General features: G+C 32.8%; 19 protein-coding genes. 8 read left to right on the top strand and 11 right to left on the bottom strand.

The window, feature by feature from the left end; translation table 11 throughout:
- Window positions 1-3 precede the first annotated feature (3 nt).
- Window positions 4-1884: a M1 family metallopeptidase gene (locus tag LUU93_RS02130; RefSeq protein ID WP_232677699.1), complete on the top strand. Its 1881-nt coding sequence runs from the start codon at window positions 4-6 to the stop codon at window positions 1882-1884.
- A 66-nt stretch (window positions 1885-1950) separates the two neighbouring features.
- Here the strand turns inward: LUU93_RS02130 and LUU93_RS02125 are convergent, their stop codons facing one another.
- Window positions 1951-3153: a DUF418 domain-containing protein gene (locus LUU93_RS02125; protein ID WP_232677697.1), complete on the bottom strand. Its 1203-nt coding sequence runs from the start codon at window positions 3151-3153 to the stop codon at window positions 1951-1953.
- A gap of 177 nt (window positions 3154-3330) precedes the next feature.
- Entirely contained in the window at window positions 3331-4269 is a 939-nt protein-coding gene (locus LUU93_RS02120; RefSeq protein ID WP_232677696.1) for an L-threonine 3-dehydrogenase, read from the bottom strand.
- 313 nt (window positions 4270-4582) lie between these two features.
- Here LUU93_RS02120 and LUU93_RS02115 point away from each other — a divergent pair, with 313 nt between their 5' ends.
- The 3 genes from LUU93_RS02115 to LUU93_RS02105 all read left to right on the top strand — a co-directional run bounded on the left by LUU93_RS02115 (window position 4583) and on the right by LUU93_RS02105 (window position 9449).
- Window positions 4583-5191, top strand: coding sequence for a hypothetical protein (locus LUU93_RS02115; protein ID WP_232677695.1), 609 nt, complete (start codon window positions 4583-4585; stop codon window positions 5189-5191).
- Window positions 5184-8549 (top strand): transcription-repair coupling factor, encoded by a 3366-nt coding sequence (gene mfd, locus LUU93_RS02110; protein ID WP_232677694.1) that lies wholly within the window; start codon window positions 5184-5186, stop codon window positions 8547-8549. Before LUU93_RS02115 ends, mfd begins: the two co-directional genes overlap by 8 nt.
- A gap of 147 nt (window positions 8550-8696) precedes the next feature.
- On the top strand, window positions 8697-9449 hold the full coding sequence (locus LUU93_RS02105) for a hypothetical protein (RefSeq protein ID WP_232677693.1): 753 nt from the start codon (window positions 8697-8699) through the stop codon (window positions 9447-9449).
- A gap of 903 nt (window positions 9450-10352) precedes the next feature.
- Here LUU93_RS02105 and LUU93_RS02100 read toward each other — a convergent pair.
- The 3 genes from LUU93_RS02100 to LUU93_RS02090 all read right to left on the bottom strand — a co-directional run bounded on the left by LUU93_RS02100 (window position 10353) and on the right by LUU93_RS02090 (window position 12714).
- On the bottom strand, window positions 10353-11009 hold the full coding sequence (locus LUU93_RS02100) for a hypothetical protein (protein WP_012023298.1): 657 nt from the start codon (window positions 11007-11009) through the stop codon (window positions 10353-10355).
- A 118-nt stretch (window positions 11010-11127) separates the two neighbouring features.
- Window positions 11128-11499 carry a YraN family protein gene (locus tag LUU93_RS02095; RefSeq protein ID WP_232677817.1) on the bottom strand — a complete coding sequence of 124 codons (372 nt, stop codon included), beginning with the start codon at window positions 11497-11499 and terminating at the stop codon, window positions 11128-11130.
- 315 nt (window positions 11500-11814) lie between these two features.
- Window positions 11815-12714 (bottom strand): S66 peptidase family protein, encoded by a 900-nt coding sequence (locus LUU93_RS02090; protein ID WP_232677816.1) that lies wholly within the window; start codon window positions 12712-12714, stop codon window positions 11815-11817.
- Between the two features lie 212 nt (window positions 12715-12926).
- Between LUU93_RS02090 and LUU93_RS02085 the strand changes: the two genes are divergently transcribed.
- From LUU93_RS02085 to LUU93_RS02075, 3 genes are all read left to right on the top strand, one after another.
- Window positions 12927-14024, top strand: a complete 1098-nt coding sequence (locus tag LUU93_RS02085; RefSeq protein WP_232677692.1) for an endonuclease/exonuclease/phosphatase family protein — start codon at window positions 12927-12929, stop codon at window positions 14022-14024.
- A 106-nt stretch (window positions 14025-14130) separates the two neighbouring features.
- Window positions 14131-14670, top strand: coding sequence for a 3-hydroxyanthranilate 3,4-dioxygenase (locus LUU93_RS02080; protein WP_115887957.1), 540 nt, complete (start codon window positions 14131-14133; stop codon window positions 14668-14670).
- A 139-nt stretch (window positions 14671-14809) separates the two neighbouring features.
- Entirely contained in the window at window positions 14810-15121 is a 312-nt protein-coding gene (locus LUU93_RS02075) for a hypothetical protein (RefSeq protein ID WP_232677690.1), read from the top strand.
- Here LUU93_RS02075 and LUU93_RS02070 read toward each other — a convergent pair.
- Window positions 15118-15408 (bottom strand): type II toxin-antitoxin system RelE/ParE family toxin, encoded by a 291-nt coding sequence (locus LUU93_RS02070; RefSeq protein WP_232677688.1) that lies wholly within the window; start codon window positions 15406-15408, stop codon window positions 15118-15120. The genes LUU93_RS02075 and LUU93_RS02070 overlap by 4 nt on opposite strands.
- A gap of 53 nt (window positions 15409-15461) precedes the next feature.
- Window positions 15462-16421 carry an MBL fold metallo-hydrolase gene (locus LUU93_RS02065; protein ID WP_232677686.1) on the bottom strand — a complete coding sequence of 320 codons (960 nt, stop codon included), beginning with the start codon at window positions 16419-16421 and terminating at the stop codon, window positions 15462-15464.
- Window positions 16422-16604: 183 nt separating this feature from the next.
- Between LUU93_RS02065 and amaB the strand changes: the two genes are divergently transcribed.
- The gene (amaB, locus tag LUU93_RS02060) at window positions 16605-18158 is read left to right on the top strand and encodes an L-piperidine-6-carboxylate dehydrogenase (protein WP_232677684.1); all 1554 of its coding nucleotides are present in this window, start codon (window positions 16605-16607) and stop codon (window positions 18156-18158) included.
- 77 nt (window positions 18159-18235) lie between these two features.
- On the opposite strand, the gene LUU93_RS02055 is transcribed toward amaB, so the two are convergent.
- From LUU93_RS02055 to LUU93_RS02040, 4 genes are all read right to left on the bottom strand, one after another.
- Complete coding sequence (locus tag LUU93_RS02055) at window positions 18236-20995, bottom strand: pectate lyase family protein (protein ID WP_232677682.1); 2760 nt, start codon at window positions 20993-20995, stop codon at window positions 18236-18238.
- Between the two features lie 452 nt (window positions 20996-21447).
- Window positions 21448-22221, bottom strand: coding sequence for a Bax inhibitor-1/YccA family protein (locus tag LUU93_RS02050; protein ID WP_232677671.1), 774 nt, complete (start codon window positions 22219-22221; stop codon window positions 21448-21450).
- A 162-nt stretch (window positions 22222-22383) separates the two neighbouring features.
- Window positions 22384-23775 carry an NADH-quinone oxidoreductase subunit N gene (locus LUU93_RS02045; RefSeq protein ID WP_232677669.1) on the bottom strand — a complete coding sequence of 464 codons (1392 nt, stop codon included), beginning with the start codon at window positions 23773-23775 and terminating at the stop codon, window positions 22384-22386.
- A gap of 135 nt (window positions 23776-23910) precedes the next feature.
- On the bottom strand, window positions 23911-25350 hold the full coding sequence (locus LUU93_RS02040; protein WP_232677667.1) for a complex I subunit 4 family protein: 1440 nt from the start codon (window positions 25348-25350) through the stop codon (window positions 23911-23913).
- Between the last annotated feature and the right edge of the window lie 4 nt (window positions 25351-25354).

Below are 25354 nucleotides of genomic sequence, written 5' to 3'. Positions count from 1 at the left end.
ATCATGCAAAAAATTATTTTACTTTCTTTTTTGAGCTTTGGTTTAAACGCAGCTTTTGCGCAGAGTGCCCCATATTGGCAACAGCATGCCGACTATAAAATGGAGGTTTCAATGGATGTAAAAAACTATCAGTATAAAGGGAAACAAGAATTGGTTTATACCAATAACTCTCCCGATACATTAAGAAAAGTGTTTTATCATTTATTTCCAAATGCTTTTCAGCCGGGAAGTGAAATGGATGCGCGTCTGCATTTTATAAAAGATCCGGATGGGAGAATGGTAAATAAAATAAAAGGAGCCGACGGAAAAGAGGTGAAACAAAGCCGTATTGAAACTTTAAAACCAAATGAAATAGGATATTTAAAAATTTCTGATTTCAAACAAGATGGTATTTCTGCTCAGACAAGAGTTTCAGGAACTGTTTTAGAAGTGATTTTACCAAAACCGATTTTACCAAATTCAAAAACTACTTTTACATTAGGTTTTGATGGTCAGGTTCCGGTACAGATTCGTCGTTCTGGAAGAAACAATTCTGAAGGTGTTGAGCTTTCAATGTCGCAATGGTACCCAAAATTAGCCGAATTTGATTTTGAAGGATGGCACGCAGATCCATACATTGCGAGAGAATTTCACGGTGTTTGGGGTAATTTTGATGTTAAAATTACGATTGATAAAGATTATACAATAGGAGGTTCAGGATATTTACAAGACAAAAACACAATTGGCCACGGTTATGAAGATGCTGGCGTAACCGTTGTTTATCCTAAAAAAGCAAAAACATTAACATGGCATTTTATTGCGCCAAACGTGCATGATTTTACTTGGGCAGCAGACAAAGAATACACGCATGATATTGTAAAAGGACCAAATGATGTCGATTTGCATTTCTTCTACAAAAACAATCCAAAAACTACTGCAAACTGGAAACAGTTAGAGCCGTTAATGGTAAAAGTAATGGATTATTACAACCATAGAGTTGGAGCATATCCGTACAAACAATATTCATTTATTCAGGGCGGCGACGGCGGAATGGAATACGCAATGTGTACTTTAATATTAGGAAACGGGACTCTTGAAGGAATTCTTGGAACTGCAACTCACGAATTAGGACATTCATGGTTCCAGCACATTTTAGCTTCAAACGAATCAAAACACCCTTGGATGGATGAAGGTTTTACAACTTACATCGAAGACAGTGCTTTGAATGAATTAAAAGGAGATAAAAAAGAAGCAAATCCGTTTAAAGGAACTTATGCAGCTTATTACAGTTTAGTTAATTCTGGAAAAGAACAGCCGCAGACAACACACGGAGATCGTTACGATGAAAACCGTCCTTACAGTATTTCATCTTATGTAAAAGGATGTATCTTTTTAGCGCAATTAGAGTATGTAATTGGAAAAGAAAATCTGGATGCCACTTTAAAAAGATATTTCAACGACTTTAAATTCAAACATCCAACTCCAAACGACATCAAAAGAACAGCAGAAAGAGTTTCTGGAGCAGAGCTGGATTGGTATTTAACAGACTGGGCGCAAACGGCCAATACAATTGATTACGGAATTAAAGACGTTGCTGATAATTCAGGAAAAACAACAATTACTTTAGAAAGAATTGGAAGAATGCCAATGCCAATCGATTTAAAAGTGGATTATACAGACGGAACTTCTGAAAACTTCTACATTCCGTTAAGAATGATGAATTTCATTAAACCAAATCCAAACCCTAACGAGAAAAGAACAGTTGTAGAGGATTGGGCTTGGGCGCAGCAAAACTACAGTTTTACAATTGACAAAAACAAAACAGCAATCAAAAAAATTACGATTGATCCAAGCGGATTAATGGCTGATGTAAAACCTGCAAATAATGTTTTTGAAGTAAAATAATTTACTTGAAAATAAAAAAAGCCTTTAAAATTAATTTTTTAAAGGCTTTTCTATTTAGCAATAAATCTATAAAACAGGTTTTATATCTGTTACAATATCGTTTTGTACCGTCTTTTTTAAAGGAAACATTTTTCGATAACTTAAAACTCTCCATAACCATTCAACCGGACCATAATTGAATTTTGAAAGCCACCATTTGCTTATAAATAGCTGAATTGTAAAAACAAAAATGGCCAAGAAAAAGTAAAACCAATACGGCAGCGTATTATAAATTTTGAAACCAATTCCAGAGAAAAGAAAACACGCAATAATATTTTGCATTAGGTAATTGGTCAGCGTCATTTTACCACTCACTCTAAAATAACTAAAAATTGTTTTCAGTTTTCCGCTGGTATACAATAAACAAATTCCAGACGCAATACAGAACATAGTATTTATTATGATCCAAAAAACAGGATGAAAAACAGGGAAAGTTACTTTGTGCTTTATTGCAATTTCAAAAAGAATTCCTGCAATTATAGCCAAAATCAATGTTGTAAAAAAAGTCTTTTTTAATAGTTTTTTAAATTCAGGTAAACGATTAAAAAAATTAATTTTTTGAGCGTAAAAACCCAAAAGCATAAGAGCAAACATTACAACATGAACCGTAACAGCATAACCAAGACTAATCATTTCCTGATAATAAGTTCCCAGCAAATTAAATTGAAATACATCCAGCCAATTATCAGAGTAAAATAATTTTAAATATTTAGCAGTAGACTGTACATTTGGTAATGTTTGTTTTATCGAATTAATATAAGCACTAATAAACGGAACAGATAAAAGAAGTATTCCAGACGTTATTAAAATTGTTTTTGGAGAACTTCTGTAAAAAAACAAAAGCAGCAATCCTAAAAAGGCATAATCTTTTAAGATATCGCCTAGCCAAAAAGCAGAATTTATAAAAGCAAAAATGAACAGGATAAACATTCTCCAACAAAAAAATGAAACAGGATTTTTGCCTTTATCAGCTACATTATTAATAAGAACTGCAAATCCGTACCCAAATAAAATGCTTAATAAAGTCCAGGATTTAGCAGAAAAAAAGTATAAATTAAAATAACCGATAATCTCAGAAAAAACACCTTTTTTCAAAATAAAACGTTCTAATCCGATGTAACGGAAATCAACATAATTTCCTATTGCAACTCCCAATAAAGCCCAGCCTCTTAAAAGATCAACAATAGCTGTCCTTTTATCTTCCTGAATGGGCAGAAGTGAATTTGTCATAGAGTAGACATTTTTCTGGTTATAAATCGTTTTTGGTTTAAATAGCAGTTAAAAGCAAATCAAATGTAAGAAAATAAGTTTTAAAGCAATATGCAAAATGAAATAGTTAATAAAAAAAATCTCGCTTAAAATTCATTTCTGAAAATTAAACGAGACTTATCTTTTTTCTTTTGAAGTTTAGCTCAAATGCTCAATCATATCTTTAGTCATCGATTCCAAATCAAATTTATGATTCCAGTTCCAATCCTTTCTTGCTTCAGCATCATCAATACTTGCCGGCCAGCTGTCAGCAATTTTCTGACGGAAATCAGGATTATACGTAATTTCAAATTCTGGAATATGTTTTTTGATTTCGGCAGCAATTTCAGTAGGAGTAAAACTCATAGCTGCTAAATTATATGAAGAATGTATTTTAATTTGTTCAGCCGGAGCTTTCATAATATTAATTGTAGCATCGATCGCATCATCCATGTACATCATAGGCATTTTGGTTTCAGATGATAAAAAGCATTCATATTTTTTATCGGCAATAGCCTTATAAAAAATATCAACTGCATAATCCGTAGTTCCTCCGCCCGGAGGAGTAGACCAGCTTATTAAACCCGGATAACGAATACTGCGAACATCAACACCATAAATATTATGGTAATATTCGCACCATCTTTCTCCCGCTTGTTTACTAATTCCGTAAACTGTAGAAGGTTCCATAATAGTATATTGCGGCGTATTTTCTTTTGGAGTTGTAGGCCCAAAAACAGCAATACTCGAAGGCCAGAAAATCTTCTGAATTTTTTTGGCTTTTGCCAAATTCAAAACATGAAAAAGCGAATTCATATTCAAATCCCATGCAAAAGCAGGATTCTTTTCTGCTGTTGCAGACAAAAGCGCAGCCATCAAATAAACATCAGTAATTTTATGCACTTCTACCAAATGTTCAATTTGATTAAAATCTAAAGCATTAACCACTTCAAAAGGGCCTGAATTAACAACGTCAGTATTTAATTTTCGAATATCAGAAGCGATCACATTTTCAGTTCCGTATAATTTACGCAGTTTTTGGGTCAGTTCAGTTCCAATCTGACCGCAGGCGCCAATGATTAATATTTTTGGATTCATTTATTTAGATTTAGTGTTGCAAATATAACGTTTTCGTAAATATCAACGTTTTTTCAAACATTAAATTATAAAATTAACAATGATAAAGATTGTTTTTTAGATTATTCACTATTCAAAACTTTATGCAAAAGGAGTTTTTGCCACAGATTTCACAGATTTAACGGATTATTTTCTCAAAACTTAATTAAAAAAATCATTTTAATCCGTGAAATCTGTGGCAAAAAAATAACCTTGATTTATAGAATCTTTAGCAAAAAACACAATTCGTAATTGTAAATTTACTTCGTAACTTTGCACTCAAACATTTTATCAAATGAAATATAAAATAGCGTTGTTTTTACTCTTGATTTTTGCACTTCAATCATGTCAAAATGAGAATGAAAGACGTCTTGCTGAAAATGCAAAAGAAGCTAAGAAGAAAGAAAAAATCTTTAATAATATCAATAAAGCCTGGATTTTTATAGATGAACCAATCAACGAAGTTTCCGAAGAAAATTTTAGAAACTGGACAGAATGGCGTGAATTCTTAAAAGAAATAGGAGACAAACCAAGAAAAACGATTGGTGCTTTTCAAAAAAAATCAACAGCGATTTCTAAAAAAGCGATGGCTTTAAACAATAATATTCCATCACAATTTAATCAGCCGCAAATAAAAAGCCGAATTGCAATTTTGATTACCAAAATCAAAATGATGGACTTATTTATTCATTTGAATCAAATTCCAGACGATAAAGTTGCTTTTTTAATTGGCGAAATAAACAAAGAACTGGTTTCGTTAGAAAGACAAATGGACAAAATTGTCGAGAAAGCCAAAATTCCAAAAGAAGAAGGAGAAGCTGATTTCCTTAGAATGTTAGATACAACCCGCGCAATCCCGAATTCTGCGCCTCCACTAGATCCAAATTTACCAAGAGTTGAGTAAAAACGCCTTATATACGATATACGACAATTTGCCAAAAGCAGAGCAAATTGCTGCCAATTTACTGGAAGGAAATCAGATAAAAATGCACCTTAACGGATTGCTTGGATCTGCAGTTTCCTTTGTAATACGCTCTGTTTTTAAGAAAACAGAACTGCCTTTTTTGATTGTTTTAGACAACAAAGAAGAAGCGGCGTATTACCTAAACGATCTGGAACAAATGATTGGCGAGCAGGATGTTTTGTTTTATCCCGCTTCATTTCGTCGTCCGTATCAGGTTGATGAAACAGATAATGCTAATGTTTTACTTCGTGCTGAGGTTTTAAACCGAATAAATTCCCGAAAAAAACCAGCCATAATTGTTACGTACCCGGAAGCACTTTTTGAAAAAGTTGTTACACGCCAGCAATTAGATAAAAACACCTTAAAAGTGGCGCTGAATGATAAAATTTCGATCGATTTTATCAATGAAGTTTTATTTGAATACGAATTTAAAAGAGTCGATTTTATTACTGAACCTGGCGAATTTTCGGTTCGTGGAGGAATTGTCGATGTCTTTTCTTTTTCAAACGATCATCCATACAGAATTGAATTCTTCGGAAATGAAGTAGACAGCATTAGAAGTTTTGATGTAGAAACACAATTATCTGTTGAAACGCATAAAAAAATCACCATTATCCCGAATGTCGAAAACAAGATATTTCAGGAAAACCGTGAAAGTTTCTTAGATTATATTGCTGAGAAAACTATACTATTTATTCAAAATACCGACGGACTTTTTAGTCAGTTAGACAAACAATTTACAAGAGCAGAAGAAGCTTTTGAGAAACTTTCCAAAGAAATAAAACATGCCAAACCGGAGCAGTTATTTTTAAATCAAAGTTCGTTTATAAAACGAGCTTTAGATTTTTCGATTGTAGAATTGGCTTCAAAACCAATTTTTAAAACGACTAAAAAATACGAATTTCATATTCAGCCTCAGCCATCTTTCAATAAGCAATTTGATTTATTGCTGAACAATCTGAGTGACAATCATTTTAATGGATATAAAAATTATTTATTCTGTTCAAATGAAACTCAGGCAAAACGTTTTCATGATATTTTTGAATCTTTAGATGAAGCGAATTCTGAAAACATTAGAAAGCAATATAATACGATCGTATTGCCTTTGTACCAAGGTTTTATTGACGAAGAAAATCAAATAACAGCTTATACAGATCACCAGATTTTTGAGCGTTATCATAAATTCAACATCAAAAACGGATACTCGAAAAAGCAGAATATTACTTTAAAAGAATTAACCGCACTTTCTGTAGGCGATTATGTAACACATATCGATCACGGAATTGGGAAGTTTGGCGGATTGCAGAAAATTCAGGTGGAAGGGAAAACGCAGGAAGCCATAAAACTGGTTTATGCTGATAATGATATTGTTTATGTAAGTATCCATTCACTTCATAAAATCTCCAAATACAACGGAAAAGACGGAACGCCTCCAAAAATCTATAAGTTAGGATCGAACGCCTGGAAAATTTTAAAACAAAAAACCAAAGCGCGTGTCAAACATATTGCCTTCAATTTAATTCAGTTGTATGCAAAACGGCGTTTAGAAAAAGGGTTCCAATTTGCGCCGGATAGTTACCTTCAAAACGAATTAGAAAGTTCGTTTATTTATGAAGACACACCAGATCAAACCAAATCGACGCAAGAAGTAAAAGCCGATATGGAAAGCGATCGTCCAATGGATCGTTTGGTTTGCGGTGATGTTGGTTTTGGAAAAACAGAAGTTGCGATTCGTGCCGCTTTTAAAGCGGTTGATAACAGTAAACAGGTGGCAGTTTTGGTTCCTACAACTATTTTGGCTTATCAGCATTACAGAACTTTTACCGAAAGATTAAAAGATATGCCAGTTACAATTGGTTACTTAAACCGATTTAGAACGGCAAAACAAAAAACACAGACTTTAAAAGATTTAGCCGAAGGTAAACTCGATATCGTAATTGGGACGCATCAATTGGTTAATAAAAATGTAGTTTTTAAAGACCTAGGTTTATTGATTGTTGATGAAGAACAAAAGTTTGGAGTTAACGTAAAAGATAAATTAAAAACAATTGCTGCAAATGTCGATACGCTGACATTAACAGCAACACCAATTCCGAGAACGCTTCAGTTTTCGTTAATGGCAGCGCGAGATTTGTCAGTAATTACAACACCTCCGCCAAACAGATATCCTATTGAAACAAATGTTGTTGGTTTTAATGAAGAGATAATTCGTGATGCGATTTCATATGAAATTCAGCGAAACGGGCAGGTTTTCTTTATCAATAACCGAATCGAAAATATAAAAGAAGTAGCCGGAATGATTCAGCGTTTGGTTCCAAATGCAAGAGTCGGAATTGGTCACGGCCAAATGGACGGGGCTAAACTTGAGGAATTGATGTTAGGTTTTATGAACGGAGATTTTGATGTTTTGGTAGCCACCACAATTATCGAAAGTGGTTTGGACGTTCCAAATGCTAACACGATTTTCATCAATAATGCCAATAATTTCGGATTATCTGATTTGCATCAAATGCGCGGACGTGTGGGACGAAGCAATAAAAAAGCATTTTGTTATTTCATCTGTCCGCCCTATTCTTCAATGACCGAAGATGCGAGAAAACGTATTCAGGCTTTGGAACAATTCAGCGAACTAGGAAGCGGTTTCAATATTGCGATGAAAGATCTTGAAATTCGCGGTGCTGGTGATTTATTAGGCGGAGAACAAAGCGGTTTCATTAATGAAATTGGTTTTGATACATACCAAAAAATCATGAACGAAGCCATCGAGGAATTGAAAGAAAATGAATTCAAAGATTTGTATCCGGAAGAAAATAATATCGATACAAAAGAATACGTAAAAGACATTCAAATCGATGCCGATTTTGAGTTGTTATTCCCGGATGAATATATCAATAACGTTTCAGAACGTTTGGTTTTATACAACGAATTGGGCGCGATAAAAGATGAAGCTGGTTTACAGGAATTCGAAAGAAAATTGATTGACCGTTTCGGGCCTTTGCCAAAACAAGCAACCGCATTATTAAACAGTATTCGCATAAAATGGATTGCAACCAAAGTTGGAATTGAGAAACTTGTTTTGAAACAAGGCAAAATGATTGGTTATTTCGTTTCAGACCAACAATCAGATTATTATCATTCTTCTAAGTTTAGAAATGTTTTAAATTTTGTTCAAAAACAAAGCGCACTTTGCAAAATGAAAGAAAAACAAACCGTAAACGGATTACGTTTGTTATTGACTTTTGAGAATGTTAAGTCGATAAAACGAGCTTTAGAGTTGATGGAATTGTTTGAAGAGTAAAATTTTAACTATTGAATTATTTATATGAAAGGAAGGACTAAATTAGTTTATATACTTATAACCACTATTATTCTAGGTTGTAGCTCTGACAATTCTAATGATGCTGAAAAGCAGGATTTAAATAGAAATTTATTAAAATCTGGTAAAATGGAAAAAGAAGATTATGAAGAATTTTATAAATATGATTATGGATTTTTAGTAGAAAAAACTGCTCACTGGTCAGCAGACGGCATTAATCTACATTACAAATATAATTACGACGCTGAGGGAAAACTGATAAAACAAGTATATAATTCACAATCTTATTCCTATGTTTATGATACTCAAAAACGCCTGATAAAAGAGATTGTCGACGGATCTAATGATTATACATTATTAGAGTATACAACGAACAAGGTGACGGTTACAAATTATTTTGAAAAGCGGTTTAATGTGCCGAAGACCTTTGTTACTGAATTTTATACGGATCCTTCAGGAAGAATTTTGAAAGCAGTTAGAACTAAGGGATTACAAGGTGCTGATGGTAATGAATTTTCCCCATCTACGGAATATATTTATGATGCAAAAGGCAATATAATAAAAAAAACAGATAATAATAACGATGGTACTAATACAATCTCTGTAGTAGAATACGAATATGATGATAAAAATAATCCCTATTATTACAGTTACAAAAAACTAAATCAAAGCCTGTACTATTTAATTTATGTTGGTACTGCTAGTTTACTTGAAGATTATTGTCCAAACAATAAAGTAGCGATAAAATATTACGGCTTAACTTATGCAAAGGATAAATTACTTTATAATACAGAAAATTTTCCAATAAAAAAGGTTCGTTATATTTATGATGATGCTGTAAATCTTAGCTCAGAAAGTGAAGTGATTTTTGATTATTACTAATTAAGATACTTTTATACTTATCTGCATTGAAATAAATTACTTTTTTTAAGCTCAGATTATGAGATATTTAGCTAAATTTCGCTATAACAAATTTGAAACAATTTCACAACTAAGTCATATAGTTCATGATAAATAGAAGATGTAATAAAATCTGTTTAAATCTGCCTAATCTGCGTGCCATTAATTCAGAACCACAGAGCTAAAAAAAATCACTCTGAAAGAGTGATTTAATTGGTTTAAAATTGGTTTTGGTTAGATAATCTCGTCGTGAACCTAAAAAAGACCTGCATTGATTTAATGCTTTGCCCATTTGATTCCTGACAATATTTATAGAGATGCCGAGCTTCTGATTGATTTCTTCGGCAGTTTCTTTCGATTTTAATAAGCTAATACTATAAACCAAAATATCCTGATAATACAAATTAAAAAGGGAACGAAATGCTTTTTGCTGCTATTTTTTAGTTTGCTTACCAATAATTTGCTGCTATAATCTCTGGCTTCTAATACTAAATTAATTAGTTTGTATTTAAATCTAATTATATTACGATACTATTAAAATTGATGCTCTAATATGTTAAGTGCTTAACAAATATATAAAAATATTATTCGCAGCAAAAAATGGAAAAAAGAACTTATTTCTATTTTTTTTAATTTTATTTAACCAAAATATCAGTAAACACGGCGGAAAGTGCTTTTATCAAGTTGATAATTTTTTGGCTAAAAAATTTAAAAATTAACTATACTGAAGTTTGTTTTTGAGAATATTCTTATTTGATAATTGATTGTTTGAAAAATTACAAATAGTAATTTATAAGAAAAATCCTTTTATCTTTTTTAGAGAAAGACAAAAGGATCATTGAAAATTGAATTTATTTTTAAGATGTAAAATTAAATTTTGGATAATTAGTTTTTCAAATCTTTGATTACTTTAAAAGCAACATCAACCTGATCTTCACCAACAAGAATTGTAAATTCATTTGAAGTAGAAATTACCTCATTTATGATAATTCCTTCCCAGGCTAAACGTTGAAAGATGAAATAGTAAATACCAGGAACAACGATGTTTTCTTTTGGTAGTTTTACAGTAATCGAAGCCAGATTGTCTAATTTCTGGATTAGTTTTTCTCTCATAAAGTGTTTTTCAACTAAATGATTTACACTGCTGCTTACTACAATATTAGTTTCGTTGACACCACGAGATGAGGTATAGAAAATATCAGATAAAGCATTGATATCAGAAATTAAATCGGCTTGTTTGTTTAATACAGTTTCAGAAGCTGCAAAAGTGTAATCTGTCAGCTCAGATCTTACTGTGATTTCGCCAATATTCTTAATTACCTTATTGATTTTATGGTTTAGTTTAAAATCTAATTCTTCAGTCAATCGCTTCAGCGACATTACAACAGCGCCTTGTTTTACTTCTTTGCCAAATTCATTTTCTAACTCGGTCATAATGTTCCGAGAAAGAGACGTCAGGTTTATAATCCCGAGAGATAAAGCGTTTAAGAGAAATGGTTTCGTTTTGATGTAATTTTCGACGATGGAAGAAACGGTTTTCATAATTTTTTTCTTTTTTTTTGTAACTTAACTGGTCTAGTTTGGTTAATTAGATGTTATAAATTTATGCAAATATAAATAAAAAAACAATTTGTTACAATTATAACAACAAAAAATTATGTTAAAAATGATAAAAAGCGTCAGTAAGATGTTCAATTGCAAATGATTCCCTATTTTTATGGATTGCAACGATGTCAAATCGGATATTTAAATCTTCATTAAAATCCTTTTCCCTATAGTTTATGTAGGCATTTACTGCTTTTATTAAGAGTTGAATTTTTTTTGGCTTGACAAAATCCTGCGGAGAACCAAAATCTAAACTTGATCTTGTTTTTACTTCAACAATTGCCAAAATATCATTTTTTTGAGCGATAATATCTATTTCTGCTTTTTGAAAAACCCAGTTTCGGTCTAAAATTTCGTAACCGTTTTGCTGTAGATATTCTACAGCAAGTTCTTCTCCTTTTTTACCAAGTTCGTTGTGTTCTGCCATGTTTTTTGCTTCAGGTTTCAAGTTTTTCAAGTTTCAGGTTTTTGAATCTTGATAAAGTTTTTTGCACACAAAGACGCGAAGCCGCAAAGTTTAAATTTTACTTTGCGGCTTTGCGTCTTAGCGAGAAATGTTTGTTTTTTTAACGGATTAAAATCCGTTGCTACAAATAAATCGTTCCTCCTGAACTTTTCTGGAAAGTGCCTTCGGCTCGACTAATTTTATAGGGATGGATATTAATCCATCCTTAATTTCATGTTAGCAATTATATATGTGGTATTTAAATTTTCTTATACAAAAGAAAATTCTCAGATGGTCTCATTTTTGAAAAGTAACCGTACTTCCAGATGCATTAACATCGATAGAAATTGTGCTTCCCATAACTAAAGCACGATTGTCCTGAATATGTCCGGCCGGAAAATTAAAAATTACGGGAATATTATATTTTTTCGTAACATCATCTATAATTTCTAATGCATTTTTTCCCCACGGAACTTCATTATCTTTCATTTTTGTCATTCCGCCAATGATAATCCCTTTAAGGTTTTCGATACAGCCGTTGCGTCTTAAATTCATCATCATACGATCAATGTGATACAGGTATTCATCTAAATCTTCAATAAACAAGATTTTATCTTTACAGTCAATTGCAGAAGGAGAACCTAATAAACTGTATAAAATAGAAAGATTTCCGCCCACTAATTCACCAGTTGCTTTACCAAAGCGGTTCATACTGCTTGGTTCAATAGAATAGGAAAGAGGCTCGCCAAACAAACTCGATTTCATTGAACTAATCGCCGCCGGAGTCGCACGCGGAATCGTAACCGGCATAACGCCATGAATAGATTTGTAACCCATCGTGTTTAAATGATTGTGCAAAACTGTAACATCACTAAAACCAATAACCCATTTTGGATGTTGTTTGAATTTTGTAAAATCTAGCAGATCTAACATTCTCACTGTTCCATAACCACCTCGAACACACCAAATCGCTTTGATATTCGGATTATCTAATTGCTTTTGAAAATCGGCTGCACGCTGTTTATCTGTTCCGGCCAATTGGTGGTAATCTAATCCAATTGTACTTCCAACAACCGCTTCCAGACCCCAGCTTTTAAGCAAATCTATAGTTGGTTTTAAATTGTCGTCGATATTTTTTCTGGCTGTTGCCAAAAGTGCTACGGTATCTCCTTTTTGTAAATAAGGTGGTGTTATCATGATTTGTTGGGATTGACAGGTAAATGATTGTAAAGCAAAAATAAGAAATGCCAGTTTAGCACCATTAAAATATTTTGTGATAGTAAGGAAGCTTTTCATAGTTTATTTTGCTTATTTGAATGTTGAGATTAACAAATATAAATTATTTACTCAATTAAATTATAGAAAATTCTTACAAATTATTTAAATTGAGCTCTTAAATTTTTAAAGTTATGCAAATTATTAAATTTCACTTTTGTTTACTCGCCTTTTTTATAATTTCTCTTTCAAATGCACAATCTAAAAGATATGTAATTCATACTGCAGCTTTTTATAATTTCGAAAACCTCTTTGATATTTATGATGATGCCAGTACAAATGATGATGAATGGACGCCAAATGGCGCTCAGCATTGGACAAAAGAAAAATACGAACAAAAACTAAAAAATCTTTCAAGAGTAATTTCTGAAATTGGAAATCCTGAAAACTCTAATGCACCCACTTTAATTGGCTGTTCTGAAGTTGAAAACCGCGGCGTTTTGGAAGATTTAATTAAACAGGAAAAAATAGCAGGTTACGATTACGGAATTATCCATTTTGATTCTCCCGACCAGCGTGGAATTGATGTTGCGCTTTTGTATCAAAAGAAATATTTCAGACCGACTTCTTATGCTAATATTCCGTTATTGATTTACAAAAACAAACCAATTATTCAGGAAGATAAAAATGAAGATTTAGGTGATGTTGAAATCAAAATAGATACTAAAAACCGGGTTTTTACGAGAGATCAGCTTTTAGTAACTGGTTTTTTAGAAAATGAAGAAATTCATATTATTGTTAATCACTGGCCATCGAGATCTGGCGGAGAAAAAGCCAGTAGTCCATTTCGTGAAGCAGCAGGAAGATTAAATCGTAAAATTATCGATTCGCTTCAGCAGATAAATCCAATGGCAAAAGTTATTACTATGGGGGATTTAAACGACGGACCTTTTAATAAAAGTATCAAAACCGAATTAGGAGCAAAAGCAAAAAAAGCAGACGTTCCTGAATTTGGTGTTTATAATCCATTTGAAGAAATGGCAGAAAGAGGAATGGGAACTTTAGCGTTTAGAGATTCCTGGGATATTTTTGACCAAATAATAATGACGAAATCTTTTATTGAACCTGATTTTTCAAGTTTTAAATTCTGGAAAGCAGGAATCTTTAATCGACCTTATCTAATTCAAACTTCTGGAAAGTACAAAGGATATCCGTTAAGAAATACTTTAACCGAAGCAGGTTTTAGCGATCATTTTCCGGTTTATATTTATTTAATACGAGAGAAATTGTAGAGACACGCCGCAGTGCGTCTACGTTCCTATATCCAAAACCTATAAGACGCACTGCGGTGCGTCTCTACAAATTCACTACCTTAGCTTTTCATAAATTCTGAAAAAAATGGCTATAGCAAAACCATTCAATCTAACAAAATGGATTGAAGATAACCGACACTTACTAAAACCACCAGTTGGAAATAAAAATCTATATGTTGATTCAGGCGATTATATCGTAATGATTGTTGCCGGCCCAAATGCCCGAAAAGATTATCATTATAACGAAACCGAAGAACTTTTTTATCAATTAGAAGGAAGCATAAAAGTAGTAATTCAGGAAGATGGCGAACGTAAAGAAATGGAATTAAATGCCGGAGACATGTACTTACATCCCGCTAAAATTCCACATTCTCCAGTTCGTTCAGAAGGTTCAATAGGATTAGTAATTGAACGAAAACGTGCCGGGAAAGGTTATACAGACGGTTTACTTTGGCATTGCGATAATTGTAATCACAAACTTTACGAAGTGTATTTTGAACTGCATAATATTGAAAAAGACTTTCTTCCTCATTTCGAACATTTCTACAATTCAGAAGAATTAAGAACTTGTGATAAATGCGGAACCGTAATGGAAACTGATCCTAGATTTACGGCTAAAAAGTAATTTATTGATCTCGAGTACGATTATTATTAAACCCGACAAGTTTTTAAACCCTTTCGGGTTTATTTTTGTGTTAAAGAAAATTTTTAATATCATTTTTGACATATATTTGCATCAAATATGATATTAAAAAGAGTCAATTATGATACAGGAAATAATCGCATATAAGAATATAGTAGATAATATTGAGTCTTTAATGGACAAATCACCTTATAAAAAAAACTATATTATTGAAAAAGTTGGCATTTCTAGTCCAACGTTTTATAGAAAATTGAAAACTCAATCATTTACTCCAGATGAAGTACTTTCAATTGCTAAGATTCTTTCTCCAGAAGAAAATTTTAGATTACAATTAAAGGCTGAAATAGAAAATGCTAAGCGTGAATATGAAGAAGGGAATTTTATGACGCATGAAGAAATGCTGCTTGAGTTAAAAAGTAAAAATATAATTTAAAAATTTAAAATGGTTAAGGGTTTTTGACGATTGTCATAAAATTCAATTAAATGAATAAAATCCCGATTTAGAATGTAATAAAGAGAAATGTTTTTTGTGACTAATATTTCATTGCATTCTAAATCATGTCTAAATTTTCCTAAATGAGGATTTATTTTAACTAAATCAATAATATGTAAAACCTCATTTACAAATTTTTGTGCAATTTCAATACTTCGAAATTGTGTTAGATAATTTCTTGTTGTATAAAACGTATAAGTTGCCCTTGAAGACCAAACAATTTTCATTAATAAAAATTTATTTGGCTAAAATATAAAAATTAACTTACAAATATTTGTTTCTACAACTCAATTTTTTTCCCTTGTTCAGGATAAATAATCTTTACACCCAAATCATTTTGACTTTTCAGCTGATCTTTAATTTTAGTAATATTTTTAGCAGGCGGTTTTAAATGCGTAATAATGATTTTGAAATTCTTTAAAGAACCTTTTCCGGTTAATTCTTCCAAAACACGAAGTTCAGCCATTAAGTAATTTGGCGTTAAGTGACCAAATAAAAATTTGTCCGGCTGTTCATTTGGGAAAGAAACTTCAATTAAAATACCCTTCAATTGTTTGTTTTGAACTAACGGTGCAGTCGCTGTCCATAAAGCTTTTAATTTATCGCTTTTTTCTACAGAATCAGGGCCTGTATCTCCTAAATAAAGAACGTAATTATCTTCATTTTTAATTAAAAAAGCAGTACTCTCAAACGGATTAACATGACTTAAAGGAAAAGCTTTAACCGTCATTGACGTATTCGAAACCGGCGTTTCTTCATTTATATTTAAAGTTTGGAAGTGATATTTTTTCAACGGAAATCCCAGGCCTTTATCTCCAAAATTAGCCCAGGTTTGATCGTTGAAATAATGGTTTTCCATCATTTCCATACATTTTTCAGTTGCATAAACTGTTTTTGATGAATCGGCAGGAGAGTTGATTATTAAACCAGAAACATGATCTAAATGCGCATGCGAAATCAAATATCCTTTTATATATTTTCGTAAAACTTCGCTGGTCGAAACTTTAAAGACTTTGTTTTCAATTGCTTTTTCAATTCCGGCATTTACAGTTCCGGCATCCAGACAAACAAAATCTTTTGTGTTTACTGGTGCTATTAAATAAGCCGAAAGATTTTTCTCGTCGATTCCGCCTTTTATTCCTAAAGGTATAACCTGAAAAGAAGATTTCTGTTCTTTTTGAGAAAAAGCATTAAATGAAATTAAGACAAAACATAGCAAAAGCCGGCTAAGAAAGTTCATATTTGAAATTTTTGAGAATGTAAATTTCATCAAATTTACCGAATAAATCAGGATCATTTTGCGTTAATACTTGTAAAATAACGCTAAATTTACTTTGTCTTTAATGGTTCAATATCATTTGAAATTAATTCTAAAATAATATCTTTACATAAAAATATAACAATTTTAACTAAAAAAGTTACAATGACAACAATAGCATCACAATTTGGCATGAATGAAGCTCTGGAAAAACTAGGAATTAAACTGGTTAACGAAGGAACTTCAACTGGAGTAGAGAACTTTTCATCGGGTGGAATTTTAGATAGTTTTTCTCCTGTAGACGGGAAATTAATTGCATCTGTAAAAACGTCAACTCTTGAAGATTACGAAAAAGTAATGCGTTCTGCGACAGAAGCATTTAAAACATTTAGATTGATCCCAGCGCCGCAGCGTGGAGAAATCGTGCGTCAGTTTGGAGAAAAATTACGTCAAAACAAAGAAGCTCTTGGTAAATTGGTTTCTTATGAAATGGGAAAATCACTGCAGGAAGGTTATGGAGAAGTTCAGGAAATGATTGATATCTGCGATTTTGCCGTTGGATTATCTCGTCAATTACACGGATTAACAATGCATTCTGAAAGACCAGGACATAGAATGTACGAACAATATCATTCTTTAGGAATTGTTGGAATTATTTCGGCTTTTAATTTCCCGGTTGCCGTTTGGTCCTGGAATACTGCTTTAGCGTGGATTTCCGGAGACGTATGTGTTTGGAAACCTTCTGAGAAAACACCTCTTTGCGGAATCGCCTGTCAAAATATTATTGCTCAGGTTATCAAAGAAAATAATCTGCCGGAAGGAATTTCCTGTTTGATAAATGGTGATTATAAAATAGGAGAGTTATTAACAAAGGATACCCGTGTTCCTTTAATATCTGCAACTGGTTCTACAAGAATGGGAAAAATTGTAGCACAAACCGTTGCCGCAAGATTAGGAAAATCTTTATTAGAATTAGGAGGAAATAATTCAATTATTGTGACTCCGGATGCAGATATTAAAATGACAGTTATTGGAGCTGTTTTTGGAGCTGTAGGAACTGCAGGTCAGCGTTGTACATCAACAAGAAGATTGATTATTCACGAAAGTATTTATGATAAAGTAAAAGATGCTTTAGTGGCAGCTTACAAACAATTACGCATTGGAAATCCGCTTGATGAAAACAATCATGTTGGTCCGCTTATCGATACGCATGCTGTTGAAATGTACGCTGTAGCTTTAAATAAAGTTGTTGCAGAAGGTGGAAAAATTTTGGTTGAAGGCGGAGTAATTTCGGGTGAAGGTTACGAAAGTGGCTGTTACGTAAAACCTGCAATTGCTGAGGCTGAAAATTCATTTGCAATTGTTCAGCACGAAACTTTTGCTCCGGTTTTATATTTGATTAAATATTCTGGTGATGTTGATAATGCTATTGAACTTCAAAATGGAGTTGCGCAGGGATTATCTTCAGCAATTATGACAAACAATTTACGTGAAGCTGAAAGATTTTTATCTGTTGTAGGTTCTGACTGCGGAATTGCGAATGTAAATATTGGAACTTCGGGAGCTGAAATTGGCGGTGCTTTTGGTGGTGAAAAAGAAACCGGAGGCGGACGTGAATCTGGTTCTGACGCTTGGAAAATCTATATGAGACGTCAAACAAATACGATTAATTATACAACGAATCTTCCTTTGGCACAAGGAATTAAATTTGACTTGTAATTAAATCTCTTTTAAATATTAGAAAAAAGGCTTCCAAATTTTGGAAGCCTTTAGTTTTTATAAATTATTGTCAGGTTTTATTTTTTAATAATAGTTTGACTGAATGAATCCCTGGCAGTATAAATTTTTGCTAAGTAAGTTCCTGTTGAAAGCTGACTGATATCAATTGTTTCAGTTCCTTTTTGAACAGTTTTTACTAATACACCTGAGATATTATAGATTAAAACCTTTTCTACTTTTTGGTTTGGATCTGATACGTATAAAATGTTTGAAACAGGATTAGGATACACGAATATTTTCTCATTTTCTATTTCTGCAGGAGCTTCTATTTTTGCCATACGAAGCGTTCCACCGCTGTAAGCCGTACTCATATAGAATAAGTTCGAAGTATCTTTTTTCGTAATAGTATGAGTTCCTGCAGCCAATGAAACTGTTACAATTCCGTTAGAAGCTACTTTATCTATATTGTCAACTTTTATTGTTGCCGAAGCTTCTACAAAAACAAGTGTTAAAGTACTCGTCTGACTTGTAGTAAATGAAATATTGGTAGAAGATTCAATTTTTAAACATTGGGTCAAAGTCAAACCATTATACGTAACAGTACCTTTCGTAGTCGAAAGATTTCCTGTAATTGCATAAAATGTGCTTGTTTTTCCAGAAGTTGTAAAATTGTGGATTTCGCTTCCAGATGTACCTGTATTTACAGTTATTGTTCCAGACCCCGTTGCAGCAGTTCCCGTTCCTGTCGTTGCAACTGAATAAGAAACCGTTGCAGTTGGCGTTCCGGTAATGGTAATTGTTTTGGCCGAAGTGTTTTTTACAAAAGTTAGTCCAGATGCCGGCAAACCAGTCACTGTGGCATCAGTTGCAGTTCCGCCCCAGGTAAATACAATTGAGTTTATTGCAGTCCCGCTGGTTACTGTTTGACTGTTATTATTTGTTGATGTTAAGGTTTGAGTTCCTGCCGCATTTACGGTAATAGTTCCTGAGCCCGTTGCAGGAGTTCCTGCAGTTCCTGTTGTAGCGATTGAATAATTTACGGTTGCAGTTGGTGTTCCCGTGATAGTGATTGTTTTTGCAGATGTATTTTTTACAAAAGTCAATCCCGAAGCTGGCAATCCAGTTACAGCAGCATCTGTTGCATCTCCTCCCCAGGTAAACACAATTGCGCCGATAGCAGTTCCGCTCGTAACAGTTTGATTGTTATTTGAGGTTGAAGTTAAAGTTTGATTTCCGGCTGGAGGATTTGTTCCGTCCTGTACATAAACTAATGTAGTTTGATAATTCGTTAAAGCCGATTTTAATCCTGTATTTACTGCATCAGCGGTATCGTCAACAGCATTATTAAATGTCCATTGCAAATCTCCGCCAGAAACGCGCCCTGCATATTGCATAACATTTGTTTTTGCCGTTTCTGGGCTGTCAGGAGTATAAGAATACATTACACTTGAATTTGTATCGAAATTGTTATATGTCTTAGCGCCTTTTTTTGATGTAATGTTGCTGCTAATCGTTTCATTTCTGGTTGAAGCGACATAAGCGTCAAATTCAACAGGGTAAGTTGAAGCATTGTACCCTACAAATCGAGTTTGTCCGCTCATAGTATTATTAAAAGCTTTTATAGTTCCGCCGTCTTCACTTGAAAAAGTTCCTGTGGCTCCATTATATATATCGGTTCCCTGCATTGAAGTCAACATTGGGTATTTACAATTTCTAAAATAATTGGCTTCTACAAAGACAGATGAACCTAAAGTTGATCCCACTCCATATTTTGAATTACCATCATAATAGTTGTTATAAACGTGGGCAGAATAGTAGCGTACACGGGGATGACGTGAATCAGAATGGTCGTACCAGTTATGATGATAGGTAATATATAAACCGGCAGTAGTCCCTTCGCTTAAACCTAAAAGATTACTTTTTCCTGAATCCCAAAAGTGATTGTATGAAAAGGTAATATAAGTAGATTTTTTACAGTCTAAAGCTCCGTCACCTTTAACTTGGTCTGCATCGCTTCCGGCATTTCCATAAAAGAAATCACAGTTATGAACCCAAACGTAATCATTATCTTGCTGTAAGCCAATATTGTCGCCTTCGCCGCTGTCACAGTTCATTGTTCCAATATTTCGAATTTCAATGTTTGATGCATTTTTTACTCTTATTCCCCAGCCATCAGCGACTGCATCATTCCCAATTCCTTCTAAGGTAAGATATGCCGAAGCATTTTTATTATTTTCAATGACAATATCCCCGCTCATCATGTATGATAAATCAGTAATTTGCCCAACTATACGAATAATAAAAGGTCTTAAATCATTGCCTTTTTTGTAACCGTCAAGAATGGTCTGTAAACCAACACAGGGATTTGATGTTGCACCAGTTACATTAAGAGAAACGGTGTTTTTAGTCTGCTCTGTTACGTAAATAATCACAGCATTGCTTTTTGGAGTTCCATCAGTATTATAAGCGCCCGGTACACGAGAATTTGCAAAAGCAAATCCAGACCTATCATGTGCTTTAACTGTTAATGAACCAGTTGTGGTGCCAGCTCCTTCAACGCCAGAAATAACTGGTTTGATTTTTACAGTATAAGCCCCGGCCTTTAAACCCGGAATATCTGCACGAAAATAAGTTCCATAGCTCCTAATAAGCTGGTTGTCAATTTTTCTGTCAACAATTCCTTCTCCTGTATAATAAACATTATAAGTTTGGGCATTGGTTACAGGCTGCCATTTTACAAAAACGGATTCAAGCCATCCGCTGGCTTCATTAATTTGCTGTGACCAAGTTTGGACAGCAATAAAAAACATAGCTAAGAAAAGTAGGTTTTTTTTCATAATTGTTTAAGTTAGACATTAATAATAGTTTTTTGTGGTTTTTGCGGTTCTCGAGTACAATAAAAATTGTAATCGATTACACGAAATTATACAAAATTTCGATATTATTATTTATTTTGTCTTAAAAAAACAAATATGAAAAAATAATGGGTTATATTTTATTTAAAATGTAATTTATTGCATTAATTGTAATTTATTACATGTTAAAACATTTTTAGTAAAAGCCTTGTTTTATTGATGTTTTAAAGAAGTAAAATGAGTGTGCTTTTTAAATTTATATTTTTATAACTTTTGTATTAATTTTTGTTAAAAACTAAAATTTGTAAGAAAAAAGAATATTTCGTAATTGTTTATATTTTGAATTTACAACCTAATTATTAGAGTATTGAGCATAAAAAAAGCCTTTTTGGAATCTCCCAAAAAGGCTTTCTTATTTTATTGATGTTAAGAACTTAATCTTTACTTGATAATTTAGATAATAATCTTAAGAATTCAATATATAACCAAACTAATGTTACCATTAATCCCATTGCGCCGTACCATTCCATGAATTTTGGCATTCTTTGTTCAACTCCTTTTTCAATTTGGTCGAAATCTAAGAATAAGTTCAGAGCAGCAATAATAATTACAAAAACACTAATTCCGATACTCATCATTGAGTTTCCATAATGAACCGGAGTAAAGTTAAAAATTAAAGAAGCAAGCCATGAAATTAGATAATAAGTTGCAATAGCAAGAGTAGCAGCAATTACAACTGATTTGAATTGTTCTGTAACTTTTACGATTCTAAATTTATATAAACCTAAACAAACTAAGAACGTAACCAATGTGGCTCCAACAGCGTTTATTACGATTCCAGGATACATAGCTTCAAATATTGCAGAAATTCCTCCAATGAATAATCCTTCAAATAAGGCATAACCCGGAGCAAGATACGGTGACAATTGTGGTTTGAATGCAGAAATTAAAACAAGAACAAATCCAACAATTGCACCGCCAATAGCAGGCAGCATAATGTTCATTCCGTTAAAAGCCATCCACCATGTTACCATAGCAGCGCCGCATAATATTAAAAATAAAATAGCTGTTTTATTAATCGTACCAGACAAAGTCATTTCCTGATTGTAATCAATAATCTTTGCTTCGTGTACTTCTTCAGCTCTTGAAACAGCATTTGATGAAAAACGCTTGTTACTTAAAAAAGGATTTTTTGAATTGAAGGCCATAGTTTTTATGCTTTTAGTGAACCCAAATATATGGAGTTTTTTCGAAGTCTGTAATTTAACTTTAAATTTTTAACATGAAATTTTCTTTTGAAAAATGCTGTAAAACAAAAAATCCATCAAAAGAAACTCTTGATGGATTTGTATATTTTTTAATCTGAATTTTTAATTCAATAGATCTAAAACTAATGAAGGAAATAAACCTAAAGCAATATTTAAACCAATTGAAATAATAGCAACGGCATAAATAAGGAATGGTTTTCCTGTACGCTCTTCATTTGGTTCTTTAGAATACATTGCCAAAATTAATTTGAAATAATAACCAACACTTATGATAGAGTTGATTACTGCAACAATTACGATGGCAACATAACCAGCGTGAAGTGCCTGATTAAACAAGAATAATTTTGCAAAGAATCCTGAGAAAATAGGAATACCGGCCATAGACAATAATGAACCAGTCAAGATTGCAGCTAATAGTGGATTTGTTTTTCCTAAACCGTGGAAGTTTGTAACATCTTCGTTATCCTGATTTTTGCAAACGTATAAAATTACGCTGAATGCAGCGATACCGGCTAAAGCGTAAGCAGCAGTGTAATACAATAAAACTCCTGCGGAAGTTGCAATCGTTAAGAATGTAATTAACATGAAACCTGCGTGTGAGATTCCAGAGAATGCAAGCATACGTTTTACATTTACCTGACGCAAAGCCATGATGTTTCCAACCGTCATAGAAGCAATTGAAATTACAAGAATGATATTTTCAAATGTTCCTAAAAGATCCTGATTTTCTAAAGAAGGAATTAAATTCAATCCTGAAACTAATTTAAATAATGTTGCAATCGCTACAACTTTAGCAAGTGTACTCATTAAAGCAGTTGTTAAAGCTGGAGAACCTTCGTAAACATCTGGTGCCCAAAAATGAAATGGTACAGCAGCAACTTTAAAGAACATTCCAATTGTCATTAAAATCATTCCGATAGGAAACCAGATTGGTAACTCAGCAGATAAAGAACTTTCGTGAATTTCTGCAATATCAAAAGTTCCCATAGCTCCGTAAATTAAACAAATACCGAATAAGATAATTCCAGATGCGAATGATCCCATCAAGAAATATTTCATTCCCGCTTCATTACTTTTAATATTCAAACGGTCGCTCGCTGCAAGAACATATAATGCGATAGATAAAATTTCGATTCCAAGGAAAAACATCGCTAAGTTTCCAAAAGAAACCATAGCAACAGCACCAGCTAATAAAAACACTTTTATAGCAATATAATCAGAGATTTTTGTCTGGTGATTTTCGTAAAAATTATGACTTAATGCTACAAGGAAAATAGTTAGAATAATAAACAATGATGAGAATGCAGTAGAGAACTTGCTTACTGTAATCATGTTATTGTAATAACTTGCTGTTGTTCCAAATTCGTAAAAGTTTAGTGCCAAAACTCCCAATAAACCTAAAATGGTAAACGGAACAATGCCTTTTCTAAAATTTAGAATTTCAAACAATAGGCAGAAAATACCCAATCCTGTTATAGCTATTAATGTATTCATTTTTGTTTTTTTGATTTAGGAAATCTAAAACGCCCTAATTTATTTTATTTAAAATATATTTTTATTTTTTAATGTTTAACTTTTTAAGTTTCGGAAAATCTGAAATCAAAAATCGTTAATCATTATTCTAAAATCTTAGTTTTTATTGATAACGTTTAAAATCGTTTCTAAACTTGGAGTAATCAAATCTGTAATTGGTTTTGGATAAAATCCAAAGAAAATCAAAACAGCAATAATCGCTACCATAGAAATTCCTTCGTTAACAGAAACATCTGCAAATGTTTTTGAATTTGTTTCTCCTAACATTACATTTTGGAACATTTTCAACATATAGTAAGCTCCTAAAATAATCGTTGTTCCGCCTAAAACAGCAAACCAAATGTTTATTTGAGAAAGGCTGTATAATACGGTAAACTCTCCAATAAAGTTAAATGTAGTTGGTAAAGCAACAGATGCCAATACCAAAATTAAAAACATCGAAGTGAATTTTGGAGACTGAGTACGGATTCCACCTAATTCAGCAATTTCTCTAGTTTCAAATCTTCTGTAGATAATTTCTGCGGCGTAGAATAATCCAACTACCACAAAACCGTGAGCGATCATTTGTAAAACTGCTCCGCGAAAACCATCAAGAGTTAAAGTATAAGATCCAGCAGCAATTAATCCAACGTGAGCAAGAGATGAATAAGCTAATAATTTTTTTAAATCTTTTTGTCTTAAAGCAACGATTGAACCGTAGATAACTCCGGCAATTCCTAAAGCAATAAAAATATTCATGTATTCTTTTGCAGCAAGAGGTGCAATTGGCAACTGCCAGCGAATAACACTATACAATCCCATTTTCAACATAATACCAGATAAAAGCATTGTTCCAACAGTTGGTGCTTTTTGGTACACATTTGCCTGCCATGTATGGAAAGGAATAATTGGAATTTTGATTGCATAAGCTAAGAAGAAAGCAAGGAAAATCCAAAGCTGTTCGCAAGCAGATAATTGTACTTTATATAAATCTTCGATTAAGAAAGAACCTGCTTTTTGATATAAATAGATAAAAGCAGTCAACATAAACAATGAACCTGCAAGTGTGTAAATAAAGAATTTAACCACTGCTTTTCTGCGTTCTTCAGCATCTCCGTTACCCCAAATAAGAGCAATAAAGTAAATAGGAATAAGAGCTAACTCCCAGAAAATATAATATAAAAGACCATCTGCAGCAAGGAAAGTTCCTGTCATTGCAAATGCCATAAATAAAATCAGAGCATAAAAAGCTTTAGAGTTTTTATATTCATTTCCAAAAGAAGAGAATATAATAACTGGAGTTAAAGCCGTTGTCAATAAAAGCATGGCAAGACCTAATCCGTCAGCATTCAGCGCAAATGAAATTTTAGGCTGATTGATCCACGCATTAATAAGGCTGATATTTTCTCCAGCATTAAAATGGTTTAACAATACAACCGAACAGCCTAAAGCTGCTAAACTAAAGAACAAAGCTACTTTTGAAGCGAGTTTGTCACCAGCAAAATAGGTGATAAATGCACCAACTAAAAGAATAATTAATATAAGAGAAACGTTCATAGTT

This window comes from Flavobacterium soyae (assembly GCF_021245985.1).
GTDB classification, from domain to species: domain Bacteria; phylum Bacteroidota; class Bacteroidia; order Flavobacteriales; family Flavobacteriaceae; genus Flavobacterium; species Flavobacterium soyae.
Note: the sequence above shows the minus strand (reverse complement) of the source record. Positions and strands in the feature narration are given on the sequence as shown.

Bases quoted from the DNA above. Each gene is read 5' to 3' on its own strand.
- LUU93_RS02130 (WP_232677699.1), top strand. From the start codon at position 4: ATGCAAAAAATTATTTTACTTTCTTTTTTGAGCTTTGGTTTAAACGCA.
- LUU93_RS02125 (WP_232677697.1), bottom strand. From the start codon at position 3,153: ATGACAAATTCACTTCTGCCCATTCAGGAAGATAAAAGGACAGCTATT.
- LUU93_RS02120 (WP_232677696.1), bottom strand. From the start codon at position 4,269: ATGAATCCAAAAATATTAATCATTGGCGCCTGCGGTCAGATTGGAACT.
- LUU93_RS02115 (WP_232677695.1), top strand. From the start codon at position 4,583: ATGAAATATAAAATAGCGTTGTTTTTACTCTTGATTTTTGCACTTCAA.
- LUU93_RS02105 (WP_232677693.1), top strand. From the start codon at position 8,697: ATGGAAAAAGAAGATTATGAAGAATTTTATAAATATGATTATGGATTT.
- LUU93_RS02100 (WP_012023298.1), bottom strand. From the start codon at position 11,009: ATGAAAACCGTTTCTTCCATCGTCGAAAATTACATCAAAACGAAACCA.
- LUU93_RS02095 (WP_232677817.1), bottom strand. From the start codon at position 11,499: ATGGCAGAACACAACGAACTTGGTAAAAAAGGAGAAGAACTTGCTGTA.
- LUU93_RS02090 (WP_232677816.1), bottom strand. From the start codon at position 12,714: ATGATAACACCACCTTATTTACAAAAAGGAGATACCGTAGCACTTTTG.
- LUU93_RS02085 (WP_232677692.1), top strand. From the start codon at position 12,927: ATGCAAATTATTAAATTTCACTTTTGTTTACTCGCCTTTTTTATAATT.
- LUU93_RS02080 (WP_115887957.1), top strand. From the start codon at position 14,131: ATGGCTATAGCAAAACCATTCAATCTAACAAAATGGATTGAAGATAAC.
- LUU93_RS02075 (WP_232677690.1), top strand. From the start codon at position 14,810: ATGATACAGGAAATAATCGCATATAAGAATATAGTAGATAATATTGAG.
- LUU93_RS02070 (WP_232677688.1), bottom strand. From the start codon at position 15,408: ATGAAAATTGTTTGGTCTTCAAGGGCAACTTATACGTTTTATACAACA.
- LUU93_RS02065 (WP_232677686.1), bottom strand. From the start codon at position 16,421: ATGAACTTTCTTAGCCGGCTTTTGCTATGTTTTGTCTTAATTTCATTT.
- amaB (WP_232677684.1), top strand. From the start codon at position 16,605: ATGACAACAATAGCATCACAATTTGGCATGAATGAAGCTCTGGAAAAA.
- LUU93_RS02055 (WP_232677682.1), bottom strand. From the start codon at position 20,995: ATGAAAAAAAACCTACTTTTCTTAGCTATGTTTTTTATTGCTGTCCAA.
- LUU93_RS02050 (WP_232677671.1), bottom strand. From the start codon at position 22,221: ATGGCCTTCAATTCAAAAAATCCTTTTTTAAGTAACAAGCGTTTTTCA.
- LUU93_RS02045 (WP_232677669.1), bottom strand. From the start codon at position 23,775: ATGAATACATTAATAGCTATAACAGGATTGGGTATTTTCTGCCTATTG.
- LUU93_RS02040 (WP_232677667.1), bottom strand. From the start codon at position 25,350: ATGAACGTTTCTCTTATATTAATTATTCTTTTAGTTGGTGCATTTATC.